The sequence below is a fragment of the Glutamicibacter sp. NPDC087661 genome, from assembly GCF_044743275.1.
Classification (GTDB): domain Bacteria; phylum Actinomycetota; class Actinomycetes; order Actinomycetales; family Micrococcaceae; genus Glutamicibacter.
This window is the reverse complement of sequence record NZ_JBIUWE010000004.1, coordinates 183900-200707: the sequence shown is the minus strand read 5'-3', so window position 1 is coordinate 200707 and position 16808 is coordinate 183900. Positions and strand designations below refer to the sequence as shown.

At 64.5% G+C, this 16808-nt stretch carries 14 protein-coding genes; 3 read left to right on the top strand and 11 right to left on the bottom strand.

The window, feature by feature from the left end; genetic code table 11:
* Positions 1-10: 10 nt before the first annotated feature.
* Entirely contained in the window at positions 11-607 is a 597-nt protein-coding gene (locus ACIOTN_RS12395) for a TetR family transcriptional regulator (protein WP_181148784.1), read from the bottom strand.
* A gap of 193 nt (positions 608-800) precedes the next feature.
* Between ACIOTN_RS12395 and ACIOTN_RS12390 the strand changes: the two genes are divergently transcribed.
* The 3 genes from ACIOTN_RS12390 to ACIOTN_RS12380 all read left to right on the top strand — a co-directional run bounded on the left by ACIOTN_RS12390 (position 801) and on the right by ACIOTN_RS12380 (position 4260).
* Positions 801-1829 carry an aldo/keto reductase gene (locus ACIOTN_RS12390; protein WP_105656516.1) on the top strand — a complete coding sequence of 343 codons (1029 nt, stop codon included), beginning with the start codon at positions 801-803 and terminating at the stop codon, positions 1827-1829.
* Between the two features lie 75 nt (positions 1830-1904).
* Positions 1905-2699: a carbon-nitrogen hydrolase family protein gene (locus ACIOTN_RS12385; RefSeq protein ID WP_105656517.1), complete on the top strand. Its 795-nt coding sequence runs from the start codon at positions 1905-1907 to the stop codon at positions 2697-2699.
* Between the two features lie 532 nt (positions 2700-3231).
* A complete protein-coding gene (locus tag ACIOTN_RS12380; protein WP_400341791.1) occupies positions 3232-4260 on the top strand; it encodes a Gfo/Idh/MocA family protein in 1029 nt (342 codons plus the stop codon).
* Positions 4261-4293: 33 nt separating this feature from the next.
* Here the strand turns inward: ACIOTN_RS12380 and galE are convergent, their stop codons facing one another.
* From galE to ACIOTN_RS12330, 10 genes are all read right to left on the bottom strand, one after another.
* A complete protein-coding gene (gene galE, locus ACIOTN_RS12375; protein ID WP_105656519.1) occupies positions 4294-5256 on the bottom strand; it encodes a UDP-glucose 4-epimerase GalE in 963 nt (320 codons plus the stop codon).
* Positions 5253-6449 carry a galactokinase gene (galK, locus tag ACIOTN_RS12370; protein WP_133833862.1) on the bottom strand — a complete coding sequence of 399 codons (1197 nt, stop codon included), beginning with the start codon at positions 6447-6449 and terminating at the stop codon, positions 5253-5255. The genes galE and galK overlap by 4 nt, the downstream gene beginning before the upstream one ends.
* The gene (gene galT, locus ACIOTN_RS12365; RefSeq protein ID WP_105656521.1) at positions 6446-7555 is read right to left on the bottom strand and encodes a galactose-1-phosphate uridylyltransferase; all 1110 of its coding nucleotides are present in this window, start codon (positions 7553-7555) and stop codon (positions 6446-6448) included. Before galT ends, galK begins: the two co-directional genes overlap by 4 nt.
* A 55-nt stretch (positions 7556-7610) precedes the next feature.
* Positions 7611-8555 carry an aldose 1-epimerase family protein gene (locus ACIOTN_RS12360; RefSeq protein WP_105656522.1) on the bottom strand — a complete coding sequence of 315 codons (945 nt, stop codon included), beginning with the start codon at positions 8553-8555 and terminating at the stop codon, positions 7611-7613.
* Positions 8556-8649: 94 nt separating this feature from the next.
* Positions 8650-9831 carry a multiple monosaccharide ABC transporter permease gene (mmsB, locus tag ACIOTN_RS12355; protein ID WP_105656523.1) on the bottom strand — a complete coding sequence of 394 codons (1182 nt, stop codon included), beginning with the start codon at positions 9829-9831 and terminating at the stop codon, positions 8650-8652.
* Complete coding sequence (gene mmsA / locus ACIOTN_RS12350; RefSeq protein ID WP_365945698.1) at positions 9828-11366, bottom strand: multiple monosaccharide ABC transporter ATP-binding protein; 1539 nt, start codon at positions 11364-11366, stop codon at positions 9828-9830. Before mmsA ends, mmsB begins: the two co-directional genes overlap by 4 nt.
* 93 nt (positions 11367-11459) lie before the next feature.
* Entirely contained in the window at positions 11460-12629 is a 1170-nt protein-coding gene (gene chvE, locus ACIOTN_RS12345; protein ID WP_105656525.1) for a multiple monosaccharide ABC transporter substrate-binding protein, read from the bottom strand.
* Between the two features lie 175 nt (positions 12630-12804).
* On the bottom strand, positions 12805-14316 hold the full coding sequence (araA, locus tag ACIOTN_RS12340; RefSeq protein ID WP_105656526.1) for an L-arabinose isomerase: 1512 nt from the start codon (positions 14314-14316) through the stop codon (positions 12805-12807).
* A gap of 7 nt (positions 14317-14323) precedes the next feature.
* Positions 14324-15040 (bottom strand): L-ribulose-5-phosphate 4-epimerase, encoded by a 717-nt coding sequence (locus ACIOTN_RS12335; RefSeq protein ID WP_105656527.1) that lies wholly within the window; start codon positions 15038-15040, stop codon positions 14324-14326.
* 35 nt (positions 15041-15075) lie between these two features.
* Entirely contained in the window at positions 15076-16689 is a 1614-nt protein-coding gene (locus tag ACIOTN_RS12330) for a xylulokinase (RefSeq protein WP_105656528.1), read from the bottom strand.
* Positions 16690-16808: the final 119 nt, after the last annotated feature.

The window sequence follows — 16808 nt, the reverse complement described above, 5'->3', positions numbered from 1 at the left end:
GTAGCGGTTGCTAGCGCTTCTCCGCCCAGTTGTCATCGATCATGGCCGCGAAGTCGAAGGCTTCATCGAGGATCTCGCGAAGTGTACTGCCCGCCGTCCCAACCCAACGGGTCAGTGCATGGTCGTAAAGGGCCAGACCCAGCAACGCGGCGGTTTCAGCCAGCCGCTGGTTCGCGCAGAACGGCGACAGCGCCTGGGCCAGCGCTACCTGCTGCTCTCGCCGGGATTCCTGCCAGCTGGCCCGGAGCGCAGGGGTGCTCCTGACCAGCTCAATGCGGCCCTGCATCGCCACCGGATCCTGCTCAGCGAATACTACTGCCGATTCAAAGCTGCGGCGCAAAAGCTCCAACAAGCTCTCGCCCGGATGCGAAGACATGGAGCTGGCCATGTCGGAGAAGTGCGCGGTCATGGAACGCAACGCAGTAACTACCGCGTCCTCTTTTGACGAGAAGTACCGGAAGAACGTGGCACGGGATATTCCGATTGCCTGGGCTGCCTGCTGGGCGGTGACGTTCTCCATGCCGCGTTCGGCGAACACGGCATAAACCTGTTCCGCCAACTCGACTTTCATCTTTTCGCGCACTCGATCGCGAACCACGCTTCCCATGGCAAGAATTTTACTCTGAGATTCAAGGGCAGAAGTGAGACACAGTCTCTTTATGCTGGTCATTGCCACTTTAGCTACGGTGTGTCGTTTCGGCCGCAGTTCACGGAACTCAATAAATCACGGAACATGATGACCGCTGAATCCTGCTTCGCTAGGCTCAAGAAGAGAGAAACTGACTACTCGAAGGACCACCATGGCACAGCAGATCGCAAACAGCATCGACCTCGGCCAGGGGTTGGAAGCCACCTCGCAGGGTTTTGGTTGCATGTCCCTGAGCGGGCCCTACGGATCGGCCGACGATGCCGAATCCCTGCGCACCTTGAACCATGTTCTTGATCGCGGCGTCACGTTCCTGGATACCGCCAACATCTACGGCGAAGGGCACAACGAAACCCTGCTCTCGCAGGTGCTCAAAACCCGTCGCGGCGAAGTCACCCTGGCAACCAAGGCGGGCATCGTGCGTCCGAAGAATCCGGGAGACCCACGCGCTAATGGCGACCCGGACTTCATCAAGAAATGCATGGATGCGAGCCTGCAGCGGCTGGGCGTAGACCACGTTGACCTGTACTACTACCACCGGGTGGATTCCCGGGTGCCAATCGAGGAGACTGTCGGAGCCTACAAGGAGCTAGTCGAAGCAGGGAAGGCCCGGCACATCGGCTTGTCCGAAGTGACTTCCGAGGAGCTGCGCCGAGCCCACAAGGTGCATCCAATTTCCGCGATCCAGATGGAGTACTCGATTTTCAGCCGGGACATCGAAAGATGGCTCTTGCCAGCCGCCAGTGAACTCGGCGTGGGCCTGGTGACCTACGCGTCGCTGGGTCGCGGGTACTTCACCGGAGAAGTTGATTCCCTGCAGCAGCTTGAAGCCAACGACATCCGCCATAACTTCCCGCGCTTCGAAGCGGCCCGCATGCAGCACAACCATCCATTGCGGCAAGTCATCGCGGAGGTGGCCCAGCGCGAAGGTGTTTCAACCGCCCAGGTGTCACTGGCGTGGGTTTATGAAAAAGCACGCGCATTCAATGTGGCCGTCTCCCCGATTCCGGGGACCCGCTTCAGCGCGCACTTCGAGGATAATCTGGGGGCGCTGGATGTCCGCTTATCCCTGGAATCAATGTCGCAGCTGGATGCCTTGGCTGCCCAGGTGGACGGTGAGCGCCAAAAGGACGTGATGTCGGTGTCCAAGGGCCGTGAAGAGGTGCAGATGGCCCGGATGTAGCTTCGCTGATCGCTACTGCGTAGAGTCGTGAAGGTAGCGCATAGCCAGCAGCTGGCAGCAGGAAAGGACTATCCCATGAGAATCGCTTTGGCGCAGGTTCTGAGCACCGCTGATCCGCAGCGCAATCTGGTAACAGTGCGCGATCATGCGCGCCGGGCAAAGGAAGCAGGCGCCTCGCTGGTGGTCTTCCCCGAGGCCATGCAGGTTTCCTTCGGCCACGATCTCGCCAAGTACGCGCAACCCCTGGATGGGCCCTGGGCTACACTGATCCGCCAGCAGGCGCGGGATATAGGCATCACCATTGCCGTGGGCATGTTCACCCCCGGTGAAGGCGGCCGGGTACGCAACACCTTGCTGGTCGCCGGTGAAGGCGTAGATACCCACTATGACAAGATCCACCTCTACGATGCCTTCGGCTATGCCGAGTCGGATTCGGTGACGCCCGGAACTTCTCCGGTGCAGTTCGAGCATGAGGGAACGACGATCGGTTTGGCCACCTGCTACGACTTGCGGTTCCCGCGCTTGTTCACCCGCCATGCGAAGGCTGGTGCAGCGGTCAATATCGTCAGCGCTTCGTGGGGCCAGGGCGAGGGCAAGGCCGAGCAGTGGACCACCCTTGCGCAGGCCCGCGCCTTGGACGCGACGACGTTCGTGGTGGCAGTGGACCAGGCTGATCCTGAAAGCATTGGACGCAAGATCACCGGTACCGCGCCTTTGGGCGTCGGGCATTCGGTGGTGGTTGATCCGCTAGGACGCATTATTGCCCGGGCCGGTGCAGAACCCGAGCTGCTGGTAGTCGATCTGGATCTCAGTCAGGTCCAGGCCGCTCGCAAGCAGCTGCCGGTGCTGGCCAACGCGGTCGACCTGTAGCCAGGCGGTTGGCTCAGCAATTGAGGCTTACCAGCCAGCCCATCGCTGGCGCCGGCGGCGAGGATGGGATCCCGGATATTACTGCGCGCTTCCAGCAGGACCCTTGAGGGGATGTGCTCGCCCAATCCGAGTTTCCGCCCGTGCGCTTTTCGATGCCATGGCCCACCGCTAAGTGCGAGAAGCCCGCGAGGCTACCGCCCGCCCGCTGCGCGATAGCAGGGATATTCCGCTGGATCTAGTCGCGAATTCAGCGAAAGCGAGGCAGAAGCGTAGCGGTGTTGCGGTCGCCAGATGAATCGCCAGCACTACTCGCGGCCCGCCTGCCGGCCTGCCAACCGTGGCCCGGACGCTGCCCTTGGCGGTCACGAGGATGCACACTGATTAACCGAGGATGCCCTGGGGCCGCATACCGCTAACCCCAGATGCTGCTGATCGGTGAATAGTCGTTGGAATACTGCTCTTCCCCCGCCTTGCGCCTTCCACTAGTCTGATTAGGATCCACCATGAATTTTACCTGCCATCGGAGCCTTCAGTGCCACTAGCCTTACCCGAATCCACGCTGCCCCATCCCTCCTCGGCTCCTGCGCTGAATTGGGGCATCCTCGGGCCGGGGTGGATCGCCTCGCAGTTTGCCGCATCGCTGAACGACTTGACCGCCAGCCGGCTCGCAGCAGTCGGCTCGCGCACCTTGGCCCGCTCCGAGCAGTTCGCACGCACCTACGGAGACGCCGGAACCCGGGCCTTCGGCTCCTATGCCGAGGTGCTCGGGGACCCTGGGGTGGACGTCGTCTACATCGCCGTCCCGCACAGCGGCCACGCAGAACTTGCGCTCGAGGCGATCGCCGCGGGCAAGCATGTCCTGGTGGAGAAGCCAATGAGCCTGGACGCCGGGCAAACTTCCCGGATCATCGAGGCGGCCAAGGCTGCCGGAGTTTTCGCCATGGAAGCCATGTGGTCACGATTCCTGCCCATCGGCAATGTGGTTTCACAGGTCGTCAAGTCCGGAATCCTGGGGCAGATCATCACCGTTCAGGCTGATTTCGGCGCCAAGTTCGAGGTCGACTACGACTCGCGCATCTACGACCCGGCGCTCGGCGGCGGGGCCCTGCTGGATGTCGGCGTCTACCCTATTGCCTTCAGCGCCATGGTCTCCCCTGCCAAGCAGCTCCTGCACGCTTCGGGACGCATGGCCAAGACCGGGGTTGACGCTACCTTCACCGCGGTACTCTCCAATGAAGACGGTTCCACGGCAACGGTCTTCAGCAGCATCGAAACCGATTCGCCGCAGGGCGCATGGATTGCCGGCACGCAGGGCACCTTGGAACTCCAGCGCCCGATGTGCTGCGGTTCCGGGCTGGTGCTGCGCAGCGCCGACGGCAAGATCGCCGACAGCCGCGAGTTCACGGAAACCTCGCCTACTGCCGGTTTGGGCTGGGAAGCGGCCCACGTGGCCCAGTGCATTGCCCTGGGCCTGGCCGAATCCCCGGTCATGCCGCTGGCTGAATCGCTGGCGATTGCGCAGACCATGGATCAGATCGCGGCCACGCTGCGCACCAGCTAGTTTCCCAGGCCGCTGCGCTTCAGCTTGGCGCAATCAGCCGCGCTGGGCCGAAGCCTTCCAGGCGCTGTGGACCATCTGCTGCAGGCTATGGCGCATCTGCCAATCAAGGTCGCGGGCGGCCAGCTTCCCGTCGGCGACAATGCGCGCCGGGTCGCCCGGGCGGCGCGCTTCTTCCACCGCGGTGAAACCGATGCCGGTGGCCTTCGCTACCGCATCCATGATCTGGCGCACCGAGACGCCATCGCCGGAGCCCAAATTGTAGACCGGCTCCAATACCTCGCCGGCTTCCAGTTTCCTGGCCGCCTCCACGTGCGCCAGCGCCAGGTCGGCGACGTGCACGTAGTCGCGCACGCAGGTGCCGTCCTCGGTGTCGTAGTCGGTGCCGAAGATCTTCGGCGTCTTTCCGGCATTCAGCGCCTGGAACACCAGCGGGAACAGGTTGTGCGGGCTGGCATCGTAGAGTTCTTCGCTGCCCGAGCCGACCACGTTGAAGTAGCGCAGCGAGGTGTGCTTCAGCCCGGTAGCCACCGCCTGGTCGCGGATCAGCCATTCCCCCACGAGCTTGCTCTGTCCGTACGGGGATTCGGGGAAGGTGCCGGTGGATTCGGTCACCACATCTTCGTCCGGGGTGCCGTAGACGGCTGCCGAGGAGGAGAAGACCATGTTGTGCACGCGGGAGGACGCCATGGCTTCGAGCAGGTGCGCGGTGCCGGTGACATTCTGCTCGAAGGCCAGCAGCGGGTGCTTCACCGATTCGCCGGCATACTTGTAGCCGGCCAAGTGGATGACCCCGGTGACCTCGTGGCGCTTCATGATTTCCACGAGCTTTTCGGTCTGCAGGATGTTCAGCTGGTAGAACGGCACCTGTTCGGGAACGAAGCCGTGCACCCCGCTGGACATCGAGTCCACGACGACCGGCTCAAGGCCTGCCGCGGACAGCGAACGCACCACGTGGGATCCGATATATCCGGCTCCGCCGGTCACTAGCCAACTCATGCCCGGCCTGCTCCTTCGTCTGCAATTACGGTGAAAATGGCCGGCTCGACATAGCCGGCCTGGTCAAAGGCTTCGCGGACGGCCTGGCTGACCGGTTCGATCTGCTCGCGCTTGACCAAGGCAATGGCGCTGCCGCCAAAACCGCCACCGGTCATCCGGGCTCCGATCGCCCCGGCCGCCATGGCCGCTTCCACGGCGGCGTCCAGTTCCTCGCTGGAAATCTCGTAGTCGTCGCGCATGGATTCGTGCGACTGGCAAAGCAGCTTGCCCACCGCGGGCAGGTCGCCTTCGCGCAGCGCGAGGACAGTATCCAGGACGCGGCGGTTCTCGGTCACGATGTGCTTGGCGCGGCGCTTGGCTACCGGGTCCCCAATGGCCTCCAGCTCTTCGATGCTGTGCACCTCGCGCAGCGATGCTACCTCCAGCACCGCGGCGGCCTGCTCGCAGCTGGTGCGACGGGCGGCGTAGCCGCCATCCACGTGCGAATGCTCTACGCGGGTGTCCATGACCAGGACCACCGCGTCATGCTGCGCCAGCGGCAGCGGCACGGATTGGGATTCCATGGATCGGCAATCCAGGAACAGCGCATGCTGGGCATGGGACATCAGCGAGGCGCTCTGGTCCATGATCCCGGTCGGAGCACCCACGAATTCGTTCTCGGCACGCTGGGTCAGCTGGGCCATCTGCACCTTGGACAGGCCCAGGCCGTAGAGATCGTCCAGCGCCACGATGGTCGCCACTTCCAGGGCATGCGAAGAGGACAAGCCCGAGCCCACCGGGACATCGGAGTCCACCATCAGCTCCAGCCCGCCAATGTGCACGCCATCGAGCTGGCTCAGCGCCCACAGCACGGCGGCCGGGTAGGCGGCCCAGCCGGGCACCGCGCGGGGCACCAGCTCATCGAGGGTAATGGAGGTGACCGGCGGTTCGTCGCCCGCCCCGTAGGTGGAGGCGAAATCCAGCACCTGGCTGCCCGGCTCCAGCTGCGACTTGCGGCGCACGGCCACCAGCGCGTTCTTGTCGATGGCGAAGGGCAGCACATAGCCCATGTTGTAGTCGGTGTGCTCGCCGATCAGGTTCACCCGTCCCGGGGCCCGCCAGATGCCTTCCGGGTGGTGGCCGTAGGCCTTGGTGAACTTCTCGCGCAGGGCGTTGACGCGCGCCGCGGTTTCCTTCGTTCCGCTGCGGCTCATGGCATGACCTCGCGCAGCCGTGCAGCAGTCTGCTCGGCCGGGACGTCGTTGATGAAAGCGCCCATGGCAGCTTCCGATCCGGCCAGGAACTTCAATTTGTCAGCGGCCCGGCGCGGGCTGGTCAGCTGCAGGTGCAGCCGTGAGGCCTTGCGGGCCACGGGCTCCAGCGGAGCCTGGTGCCAGGCGGCGATGTACGGGGTGGGCGTCGGGTACAGCGCGTCGAATCCGCGCAGCAGGTCCCGGTACATCACGGCCAGCTCGGCTTTTTCGTCCGCATTGAGCGCGGCGAAGTCCGGCACGTGGCGGTGCGGCACCAGGTGCGCTTCCAGCGGCCAGCGGGCCGCGTAGGGCACGAACACGGAGAAGTGCTCGCCCTCGGCGACCATGCGCGTGCCCTCCTTGCGCTCGAAGTCCAGGATGTCGCCCATCAGGGTGCGCCCGGTCTTCTCCAGGTGCGCGATGCCCTGGCCGGCCATCTTGGCGGCGGTTGGCGCCAGGTACGGGTAGGCGTAGATCTGCCCATGCGGGTGGTGCAGGGTCACGCCGATATCCTGGCCGCGGTTCTCGAAGACGAACACCTGCGCAATGCCCTCCATGGCGGACAGGGCGGCGGTGCGCTGCGCCCAGGCCTCGATGACGGTGCGCGCCCGGGCATCATCCAGCGATGCGAAGGAACCGGTGTGCTCGGGGGTGAACACCACGACCTCGCAGCGCCCGTAGGCCGGGGCCGGCTGCTGCACCGGTGCGGCCGCTGGAATCCGGCCCAGTGCCGGGCCCAGGGACGGGAAGCGGTTCTCGAAAACCACCACGTTGAAGTCCTCGGCAGGGATTTCGCTCTGCCGCCCGTGGACGCTGGGGCACAGCGGGCATTCTTCCTTGGGCGGGAGGTAGGTGCGCGACTGGCGGTGGGCCGCTACGGCCACCCAGTCCCCGGTCAGCCGGTCGTAGCGCAGTTCGCCAGGCTCCCCGCGCGGATCCAGCGGCCGGGTGTCGGCCACCGGTTCGGGCACGGCGGCATTGGCGTCGGCGAAGAAGATCGCCTCGCGGCCATCGGCCAGGTGATGGACCCGGTGGGTCGGTTCATGTGCTGCGGAGCCCTGCGGCATTGCAATCTCTCCAGTTGACTCGTGGTGGTTCCAAAGGTGGGTGGCGCCTGGGGTGCTAGCGCGGCTGGACCGGGCCGATCAGCCAGCTGGCTTCGTGGCTGGCGCCCGGTGCCAGGGCGATGACGTCCTGGCCGGAGTTGTAGCCGCCCGGCGGGCAGGTCATCGGCTCGATGGCCAGGCCGGTGCGGTCCAGGGCCGGATCATCGCGGTCGGCGGTGTGTATCTGGACCCACGGGCAGGCTTCGTCCCAGGTGATGTGCGATCCGACGCCCCCGGCGTCGGTGATCTCCGCGCGGAAAGAACCGTCCGCGCGGGCAGCCAGGCCAGTGTAGGCATGGTCGATGAAGAGATCCCCGATGGGCTTCGGGGTGCGGAAATCCAGCTCGGTGCCGGCGGCCTGAACCGTGTCGCGCGGCAGCAGGCGCGGGCCTTCGGTCAGCTGCACCTTGCCAGCTGGCAGGGTGAAGGTCCATTCATCCGCCTTCTTGCCCGGGGCGACCAGGTAGGCGTGCGAACCCCAGCCGAAGGGCGCGGTGCCCGTCCCGAGGTTGGTGGCGGCAGCGACGGTGCGCAGCCCGCCGGCCTCCAGCCGGTAGCCGATCACCAGCTGCACCTCGTACGGATAGCCGGCGCTCGGGGCGATGACGGTGCGCAGCTGGGCGAAGTCGGCACGGTGCTCGATGATCTCGAAGCCGGTATCGATCACCAGGCCGTGCAGCGCATGGCCGCGCTCCGGCTCGGTGATCGGCAGCTGCAGCTCTTGGCCTTCCCAGCTGTAGGCCCCGTCGATCACCCGGTTGGGCCACGGGGCCAGGATGGCGCCCGCGAAAACCGGGCGCGGCCCGTGCGGGTCGAAAGCGCGCACCAGCGGGCGGGAGCCGTACTGGAGGGAAACCAGGGTGGCGCCCACCGTGGCCACTTGCGCGGTGAAGCCATGGACTTGCAGCGTCAGCACCGTTCCATTGGCGGTGTCCTTCAGGGGCAGTGCGAGGCGGTCCATGTCTTCATCCTTCTTGCTGGGCCATCGAAAACGTCGGGCACGCATGGGCCCTCCCGCAATCGCGTGCGGGAGGGCCCATGGCACCAGTGGCAGGCTAGTTGCCGGCGCCCGCGCGGCGCTTGTTGTAGATGTCGAAGGCGACTGCCAGAAGCAGCACAACGCCCTTGACGATCTGCTGGGTGGAGGCGCCCACGCCCATCAGCTGCATGCCGTTGGAGAGCACCGCCATCACCAGGCCGCCGACGATCGCGCCGGTCACCCGGCCCACGCCGCCGGTGGTCGAAGCGCCGCCGATGAAGCAGGCCGCAATGGCGTCCAGCTCGAACATGTTGCCGGCACCCGGCTGGGCGCCGTTGGAACGCGAGGAGAAGACCACGCCGGCCACGCCCGAAAGCAGGCCCATGTTGATGAAGATCCACATGTTGATCTTCTTCACGTTCACGCCCGAAAGCTTCGCGGCGGACAGGTTGCCGCCGATGGCGTAGACGTGGCGGCCGAAAACGGTCTTGGTGGTCAGCACGTGGTAGCCCAGGATCAGGGCAGCCAGGATGATCAGCACGATCGGCATGCCGCGGCTGGTGGCGATCTGCCAGAAGAACCAGAGGATGATGATGCCCGAGATGATGTTCTTGGCCAGGAACATGGCCATGGATTCAACGCTCTGGCCGTACTTGGCGCGTCCAGCGCGGTTGCGCCACTGCGAAACGAACAGTCCGGCCACGGCGATCACGCCGATGATCACGGTGAACAGGTCGAATCCGTTGCCGCCCAGCAGCCCGTTGAGGAAACCGCCGGCGATCTGGCCGTATTCGCCGGGGAACGGCGAGAGCGACACATTGCTCAGCACTTCGTAGGTCAGGCCGCGGAAGAGCAGCATGCCGGCCAGGGTCACGATGAACGCGGGAATGCCCACGTACGCCACCCAGAAGCCCTGCCACAGGCCGCACAGGGCGCCCACGGCGATGCCGGCGAGCATGCCGACCCACCAGGGCAGATCCCCCTTGATGACGATGACCGCGGAGACCGCACCGGTCAGCGCCACGAGGGAGCCGACCGACAGGTCGATGTGCCCGGCGACGATCACCAGGATCATGCCCAGGGCGAGGATCAGCACGTAGGAGTACTGCAAGATGATGTTGGTGATGTTGATCGGGCTGAGCAGCAGCCCGTTGGTCAGGATGGTGAACAGCACCACGATGAGCACGAAGGCAATGTAAATGCCCGAGGTGCGCAGGTTCTTGGTGAAGATATCCTTCAGCTCGCTTGTGATGGTCATCGGGTGCTTTCCTTCTCGATGGTCATGAGTTCCATGAGGCGTTCCTGGGTGGCTTCGCTGCTGGGCAGCTGGCCGGTCATTCGGCCGTAGGCCAGGGTGTAGATGCGGTCGCAGATGCCCAAGAGCTCTGGCAGTTCGGAGGAGATCACCAGCACGGCCTTGCCGGCAGCCGCCAGCTCGTTGATGATGGTGTAGATCTCGTATTTGGCGCCGACGTCGATGCCGCGGGTGGGCTCGTCGAGGATCAGCAGCTCGGGTGCGGTGTGCAGCCATTTGCCCAGCACGACCTTCTGCTGGTTGCCGCCCGAGAGGTTCCCGACCTTCGCCATCACGTTCGGGGTCTTGATGCGCATGGACTTGCGGTAGTGCTCGGCAATCTGGATCTCCTTGTTGCCGTCCACGAAGCCCTTGGAGGAGATCTTGTCCAGGCCGGCCGCGGTGGTGTTCACGCGGATGTCCTCGATCAGGTTCAGCCCGAACTTCTTGCGGTCCTCGGAAACGTAGGCGATGCCGGCCTTGATGGCCTTGCCCACGGTGGAGGTGTCCACCGGCTTGCCGTCCATCTTGACCGTGCCGGTGATGTTCCGGCCATAGCTGTGGCCGAAGATGCTCATCGCCAATTCGGTGCGCCCGGCGCCCATCAGTCCTGCAATGCCGACGATTTCGCCGGCGCGGACCTCCAGGTTGGCGTCTTCCACCACGGTGCGGTCCTGCTGGACCGGGTGCTGGACCGACCAGTCCTGGACCTCGAAGACCACGTCGCCGATCTGCGGTACGCGTTCCGGGTAGCGGGAGGACAGTTCGCGGCCCACCATGCCGCGGATGATGCGGTTCTGGTTGGACTCGGGATCGGCCATGTCCAGCGCCTCGATGGACTGGCCATCGCGGATGATGGTGGTGGTGTTGGCAATGTCCTCGATCTCGCCGAGCTTGTGCGAAATGATGATCGAGGTGATGCCCTGTTCGCGCAGTCCGCGCAGCAGGTTCAGCAGGTGCTCGGAGTCGTCGTCATTCAGCGCGGCGGTCGGTTCGTCCAGGATCAGCAGCTTGACGTTCTTGCTCAGCGCCTTGGCGATTTCCACCAGCTGCTGCTTGCCCACGCCCAGCTGGCCTACCGGGGTGACCGGCAGTTCGTCCAGGCCCACGCGGGCCAGCAGGTCCGCGGCGCGGTGGTTGGTCTCGTTCCAGTCGATGAAGCCGCCGCGCGCGGTTTCGTTGCCGAGGAAGATGTTCTCGGCCACCGACAGGTACGGCACCAGCGCCAGCTCCTGGTGGATGATCACGATGCCCTGGGCTTCGGAGTCCTTGATGTTCGAGGCCTTGAGCTCTTCGCCTTCGAAAATGATCTGGCCCTCGTAGCTGCCGTGCGGGTAGACCCCGGAGAGCACCTTCATGAGGGTGGATTTTCCGGCGCCGTTCTCTCCGCAGATAGCGTGGATTTCGCCCTTGCTAACCGAAAGGTTGACGCCGTCCAGCGCCTTGACTCCGGGAAAAGTCTTGGTGATGTCCTGCATGTGCAGGATCGTGGTGTCCATAGTGCAGACGTCCTTGGTGTGTGCTGTGAGCGGTGCATCCGGTGGGCGGGAGGGCGGCTTGCCCTCCCGCCCACCGGATTGCGGCCTGGGAGACTACTTGGTCTGGCCGGCCTTGACTTCCTCGGCCGTGTAGTACTCGGAGTCGACCAGCAGGGAGGTGATGTTGTCCTTGACGACGATGTCCGAATCCAGCAGGTAGGAAGGAACAACCTTCTTGCCGTTGTCGTAGGTTTCGGTGTCATTGGCTTCCGGCTCGCCGCCGCCTGCGTAGGACTTCACTGCCTCGACAGCCTGGGTAGCCAGCTTGCGGGTGTCCTTGAAGATGGTTGCGTACTGCACGCCATCGTCGATCAGCTTCACCGAAGCGATTTCTGCATCCTGGCCCGAGATGATCGGCAGGCCGGCCTCGATGGTCTTGCCGTAGCCGGCGTTGGACAGTGCGGTGATGATGCCGCGGGAGATGCCGTCGAATGGCGAGAGGATGCCGTCGATCTTGGTCTTGCCGCCCTGGTAGTGGGCGGTGATCAGGTCTTCCATGCGCGACTGGGCTTCTTCCTGGCTCCAGCGCAGGGTAGCTGCCTGCTCGATCTTGGTCTGCCCGGACTTGACCGTCAGGGTGCCGTCATCCAGGTAGGGCTTGAGGGTATCCATGGCGCCCTTCCAGAAGAAGTGCGCGTTGTTGTCGTCGATCGAACCGGCGAAGAGCTCGACGTTGAACTTGCCCTCCTTGCTGGTGCGCTTGCCTTCCTCATCGGCCAGGCCCATGCCGGTCAGCAGCGAGGTTGCCTGCTGGACGCCGACGTTGTAGTTGTCGAAGGTGACGTAGAAGTCGACGTTCTCGGTGCCGTTGATCAAGCGGTCGTAGGAGATGATCGGGATGTTCTGGTCCGCTGCGGCCTGCAGCTGGGTGGACAGCGCGGTGCCGTCGATGGAGGCGACTACCAGGATGTCGCTGCCCTTGGTGATCATCTGGTCGATCTGCTGCTGCTGGGTGGGGATGTCGTCATTCGCGAACTGCAGGTCGACTTCGAAGCCAGCGGCTTCCAGCTGGGACTTGACGGCTTCGCCGTCGGCAATCCAGCGCTCGGAAGTCTCGGTTGGCATTGCCACGCCCACCTGGATGTCCTCAGGTGCAGTCGACTCGCCTTCGCCGGCTCCTGCTCCGCCGCCAGCGCCACCGCCGCTGCACGCTGCCAATGCGCCGACCAGTGCCAGCGATCCCATGGTCGCCGCGGCCTTGCGGGTCCAATTATTCCATGCCATCTTTTCCTCCTTGAAAGGTTGCCATATCTGCGAGTGAGACTGGACTCACACTATGTTAGCGCTAACACAGTGATTTCAGCCACCCTCTATGTAAATAAATTAAGATTCCTTACTCATTGGTAATGCACGCCCCGCCACGGGGCGCGCATTACCTGGGCAGGTGTCCTTCGAACCGCTAGAAACCCTGCGCCAAGCGGTAGTAGCTCTGGTTCACGCGAATCTGCTGCGCGAAGTTCCGGCGGGTGGTTTCCTCATCGATAACCAGCAGCTCGGTGCCTGCGATTTCAGCGAAGATCTCGAAAGCCTCGATCCCCGCGGCCGTGGACATCACCGTGTGGTGCGCACCGCCGGCAGCCAGCCAGGACTCGGCGGAAGTATTGAAGTCCGGCCGCGGGCTCCACACCGCGCGCGCCACCGGCAGGTTCGGCAGGTCCGCCGGCGGGGTGACCACATCCACCACATTGGCAGTCAGGCGGAAGCGCTCGCGCATATCGGCCATGGACACGACCACCGCACCTTCGGCAACGTCCGCGTTGAAGACCATGCGCACCGGATCCTCGCGGCCGCCGATGCCCAGCGGGTGGATTTCAACCCGCGGCTTGGAGGTGGTCAGCGACGGGCAGACCTCGAGCATGTGGGCGCCGAGGATCAGCTCCTTGCCGGGAGTCAGGTCGTAGGTGTAGTCCTCCATCAGCGAGGCGCCGCCCGGCAGGCCCTCGCCCATGACCTTGGCGGCACGCACCAGTACCGCGGTCTTCCAGTCGCCTTCGGCGCCGAAGCCGTAGCCCTTGCCCATCAGGCGCTGCACAGCCAGGCCCGGCAGCTGCTTGAGCCCGCCCAGGTCCTCGAAGTTGGTCGTGAACGCCATGGCGCCGGCCTTGGACAGGAAGGCTTCCAGCGCAATTTCCTGGGATGCGGCATAGCGCAGCGACTCGTGGCGGGCACCGCCGGCGCGCAGTTCGGGCACGACGTCGTATTCGCGCTCGTACTCGGCGACCAGCGCATCGATGTCGGCCTCGGCCACGGCCTGGACCGCTTCGACCAGGTCGTTGACGGCCCAGGTGTTCACCGAGACGCCGAAGCGGATCTCCGCCTCGGTCTTGTCCCCCTCGGTCACCGCGACGTTGCGCATGTTGTCGCCGAAGCGGACCAGGTTCAGGTTTTGCACGGCGTTGAAGCCGGCAGCGCCGCGGATCCAGGTGCCCACGCGGCGGGATACGGCCGGGTTGGAGACATGGCCGACCACGGTGGTGCGGGCCGCGCCCAGGCGGGTGGCCAGGTAGGCGTACTCGCGGTCGCCGTGGGCGGCCTGGTTCAGGTTCATGAAGTCGAAGTCGATCGAATCCCAGGGCAGTTCGACATTGGCCTGGGTGTGAAGGTGCAGCAGCGGCTTCTGCAGGGCCTTCAGGCCGTTGATCCACATCTTGGCCGGGCTGAAGGTGTGCATCCAGGTGATGACGCCCAGCACTTTGTCATCCGAGTTTGCTTCCAGCATTGCGCGGCGGATCGATTCGGAGTCCTTCAGGACCGGCTTCCACACGATCCTTGCCGGAACGTCGGCGGACGCATCCAGCGCCTGCGCGACCTCGGTGGACTGCTGCGCCACCTGGCGCAGCGTCTCTTCGCCGTACAGGTCCTGGCTGCCGGTGAAGAACCAGATTTCTTGGGTGTTATATGCCTTGGCCATGATGTCCTTACTGTCCGTAGACGTTCTGGTAGCGCTCGTAGAGCGAGTCGATATGCTTCTGGTCGATCGCGACCGGGTTGCCTAGCTGGCGCGAGATGTGCACGGTTCGCGCCACTTCCTCGCACATCACTGCGGCTTTGACTGCGGCCTTGGCGTCCTTTCCGATCGTGAAAGGACCGTGGTTGCGCATCAGCACGGCCGGGCTGCGGGACTCGCTCAGCGTGGACACGATGCCGCGGCCAATCGAATCATCGCCAATGATGGCGAAGGGGCCTACCGGGATCGGGCCGCCGAATTCGTCGGCCATCATGGTCAGCACGCAGGGAATTTCCTCGCCGCGCGCCGCCCATGCGGTGGCGTAGGTGGAGTGGGTATGCACCACGCCGCCCACCTGCGGCATGTGCTCGTAGGTGTAGGCATGGGCCGCGGTGTCCGAGGACGGGGTGCGGGTGCCATCGAGCAGCTTGCCGTCCAAGGTGCAGACCACCATGGACTGCGCGGTCAGCTCGTCGTAGGCGACGCCCGATGGCTTGATCACGAACAGGTCCGCGGAGCCGTCGGCGATTTCCGGGTGGCGCACGCGCTGCGACACGTTGCCGGCAGTCCAGACCACCAGCTCATAGCGCGGCAATTCGGCGTGCAGGTCGGCAACAATCTGGCGGACCGTGGCCACCTCGTCCTGCATTGACTGCGGGTAATCCGCCAGGATTCGTGGTTGATTCATCGGTTTCTCTTTTCGTCCGAAACTGTGTGCGATGCCTAGATGGCGGTAATGGCGGTGCGCTGAATGGCCAGGCCGGCTTCATAGGTTTCCAGGTAGGCCTCGAAGCCGGCACGGTCATCGGCCTGCGGCTCCGCGAGGCTCAAAGCGGCACCGGCGAAGACTTCGGAATCCAGGAATTCAGGCAGGGACTGCTGCAGGCCATCGAGGACTCGGCGCCGGTACGCTGCCAGGACGGCGATGCCCCATGCACCTCCGTGTCCGGCGCTGTCCCCGACAAGGACGGGAGTGTTGATCGCAGCGGCCAGCAGCCGTTGGGCCACCCCGGCGGTGCGGAAGATGCCGCCATGGGCAAACATCTGCTTGACCTCGACGCCTTCGGCGGCCAGCACGCGCAGTCCGAGGCTCAGCGTGGCGAACATGGCGTACACCTGAACACGCACGAAGTTGGGCAGGTTCAGCGTGGAGTCCGGGGTGCGCAGGATGGCCGGACGGCCTTCGGCAAGACCCGCTACCGGTTCGCCGGAAAGATTGTTGTAGGCCAAGAGCCCCGCACCATCGGCAGCACCCTGAAGGGCCGAACGCAGCAGGGTTTCGAAGACCGCGTTGTCGTCGGCGTCGCTGCCCAGCGCCCGGGCGAACTGCCCGAAGACCTGGGCCCAGGCGGCAAATTCGCTGGCGCCGTTATTGCAGTGGACCATGGCTACCGGATGCCCATCGGGCGTGGTGACCACGTCGATTTCGTGGTGCACTTCCTTGAGCGGCGCGTCGAGGACCACCATCGCGAAAATGGAGGTTCCGGCGGAGATGTTGCCGGTGCGCTGGGCTACCGAATTGGTGGCCACCATGCCGGTTCCGGCGTCTCCTTCCGGTGGGCACAGCGGGCTGCCAGGCTGGAGCTGGCCGGTGGGGTCCAGGAGCAAGACCCCGGCTTCGCTAAGCGTGCCAGCATCTGCACCGGCGGGCAGTGCCGCGGGCAGCATTGAGGAAAGCCCTGCGGTCGCGCCATGCCGGGCAGCCACCGCGTCAAAGGCGGAAAGCATCCGTGCATCGTAGCTGCCGGTGGCTGAATCGATGGGGAACATTCCCGCGGCATCGCCCACGCCAAGCACAAAATTTCCGGTGAGAAGCTCATGCACGAATCCGGCCAGCGTGTTCAGGCGGGAAACTTTCGACACGTGCTCTTCGCCGTTGAGCAGCGCTTGGAAGTAGTGCGCTACGGACCAGCGCTGCGGGATATTGAAGTCCAGTTCCTCGCTTAGCATCGCCGCCGCTTTTGCCGTGGAGGTGTTGCGCCAGGTGCGGAAGGGAACCAGCAGTTCCCGGTCGGCGTCGAAGGCGAGGTAGCCATGCATCATCGCGGAGATTCCAACGGCTCCTAGCTGCGTTGGGCGTACTCCGTGGCGCTCTTGGGCATCTGCCAGCACCTGGGCCATGCAGTCCTGCAGGCCGGCGACGATGGCTTCGCGGGAGTAGGTCCAATTCCTGTTTTCGTACTGGTTCTCCCAGGCGTGGCTTCCGCTGGCAAGCTGCTGGTGACCGGGGCCGATCAGGCTGGCTTTGATATTCGTTGAACCGAACTCGATGCCCAGCACGGCTTCGCCGGTGCTGATGATCTCGCGGGCGGTTGGCCCGTTGAGCTGTGTTGCCATGAAATCTCCGTTCGCACAGCTCGGTGAGCAGCGCCATAGCCATCGTTTCCTGCTCCACTCGCGAAAAATGCGCTGGCAGAACAAAACCTCGATCCAATGTTAGCGCTAACAATTTGTGA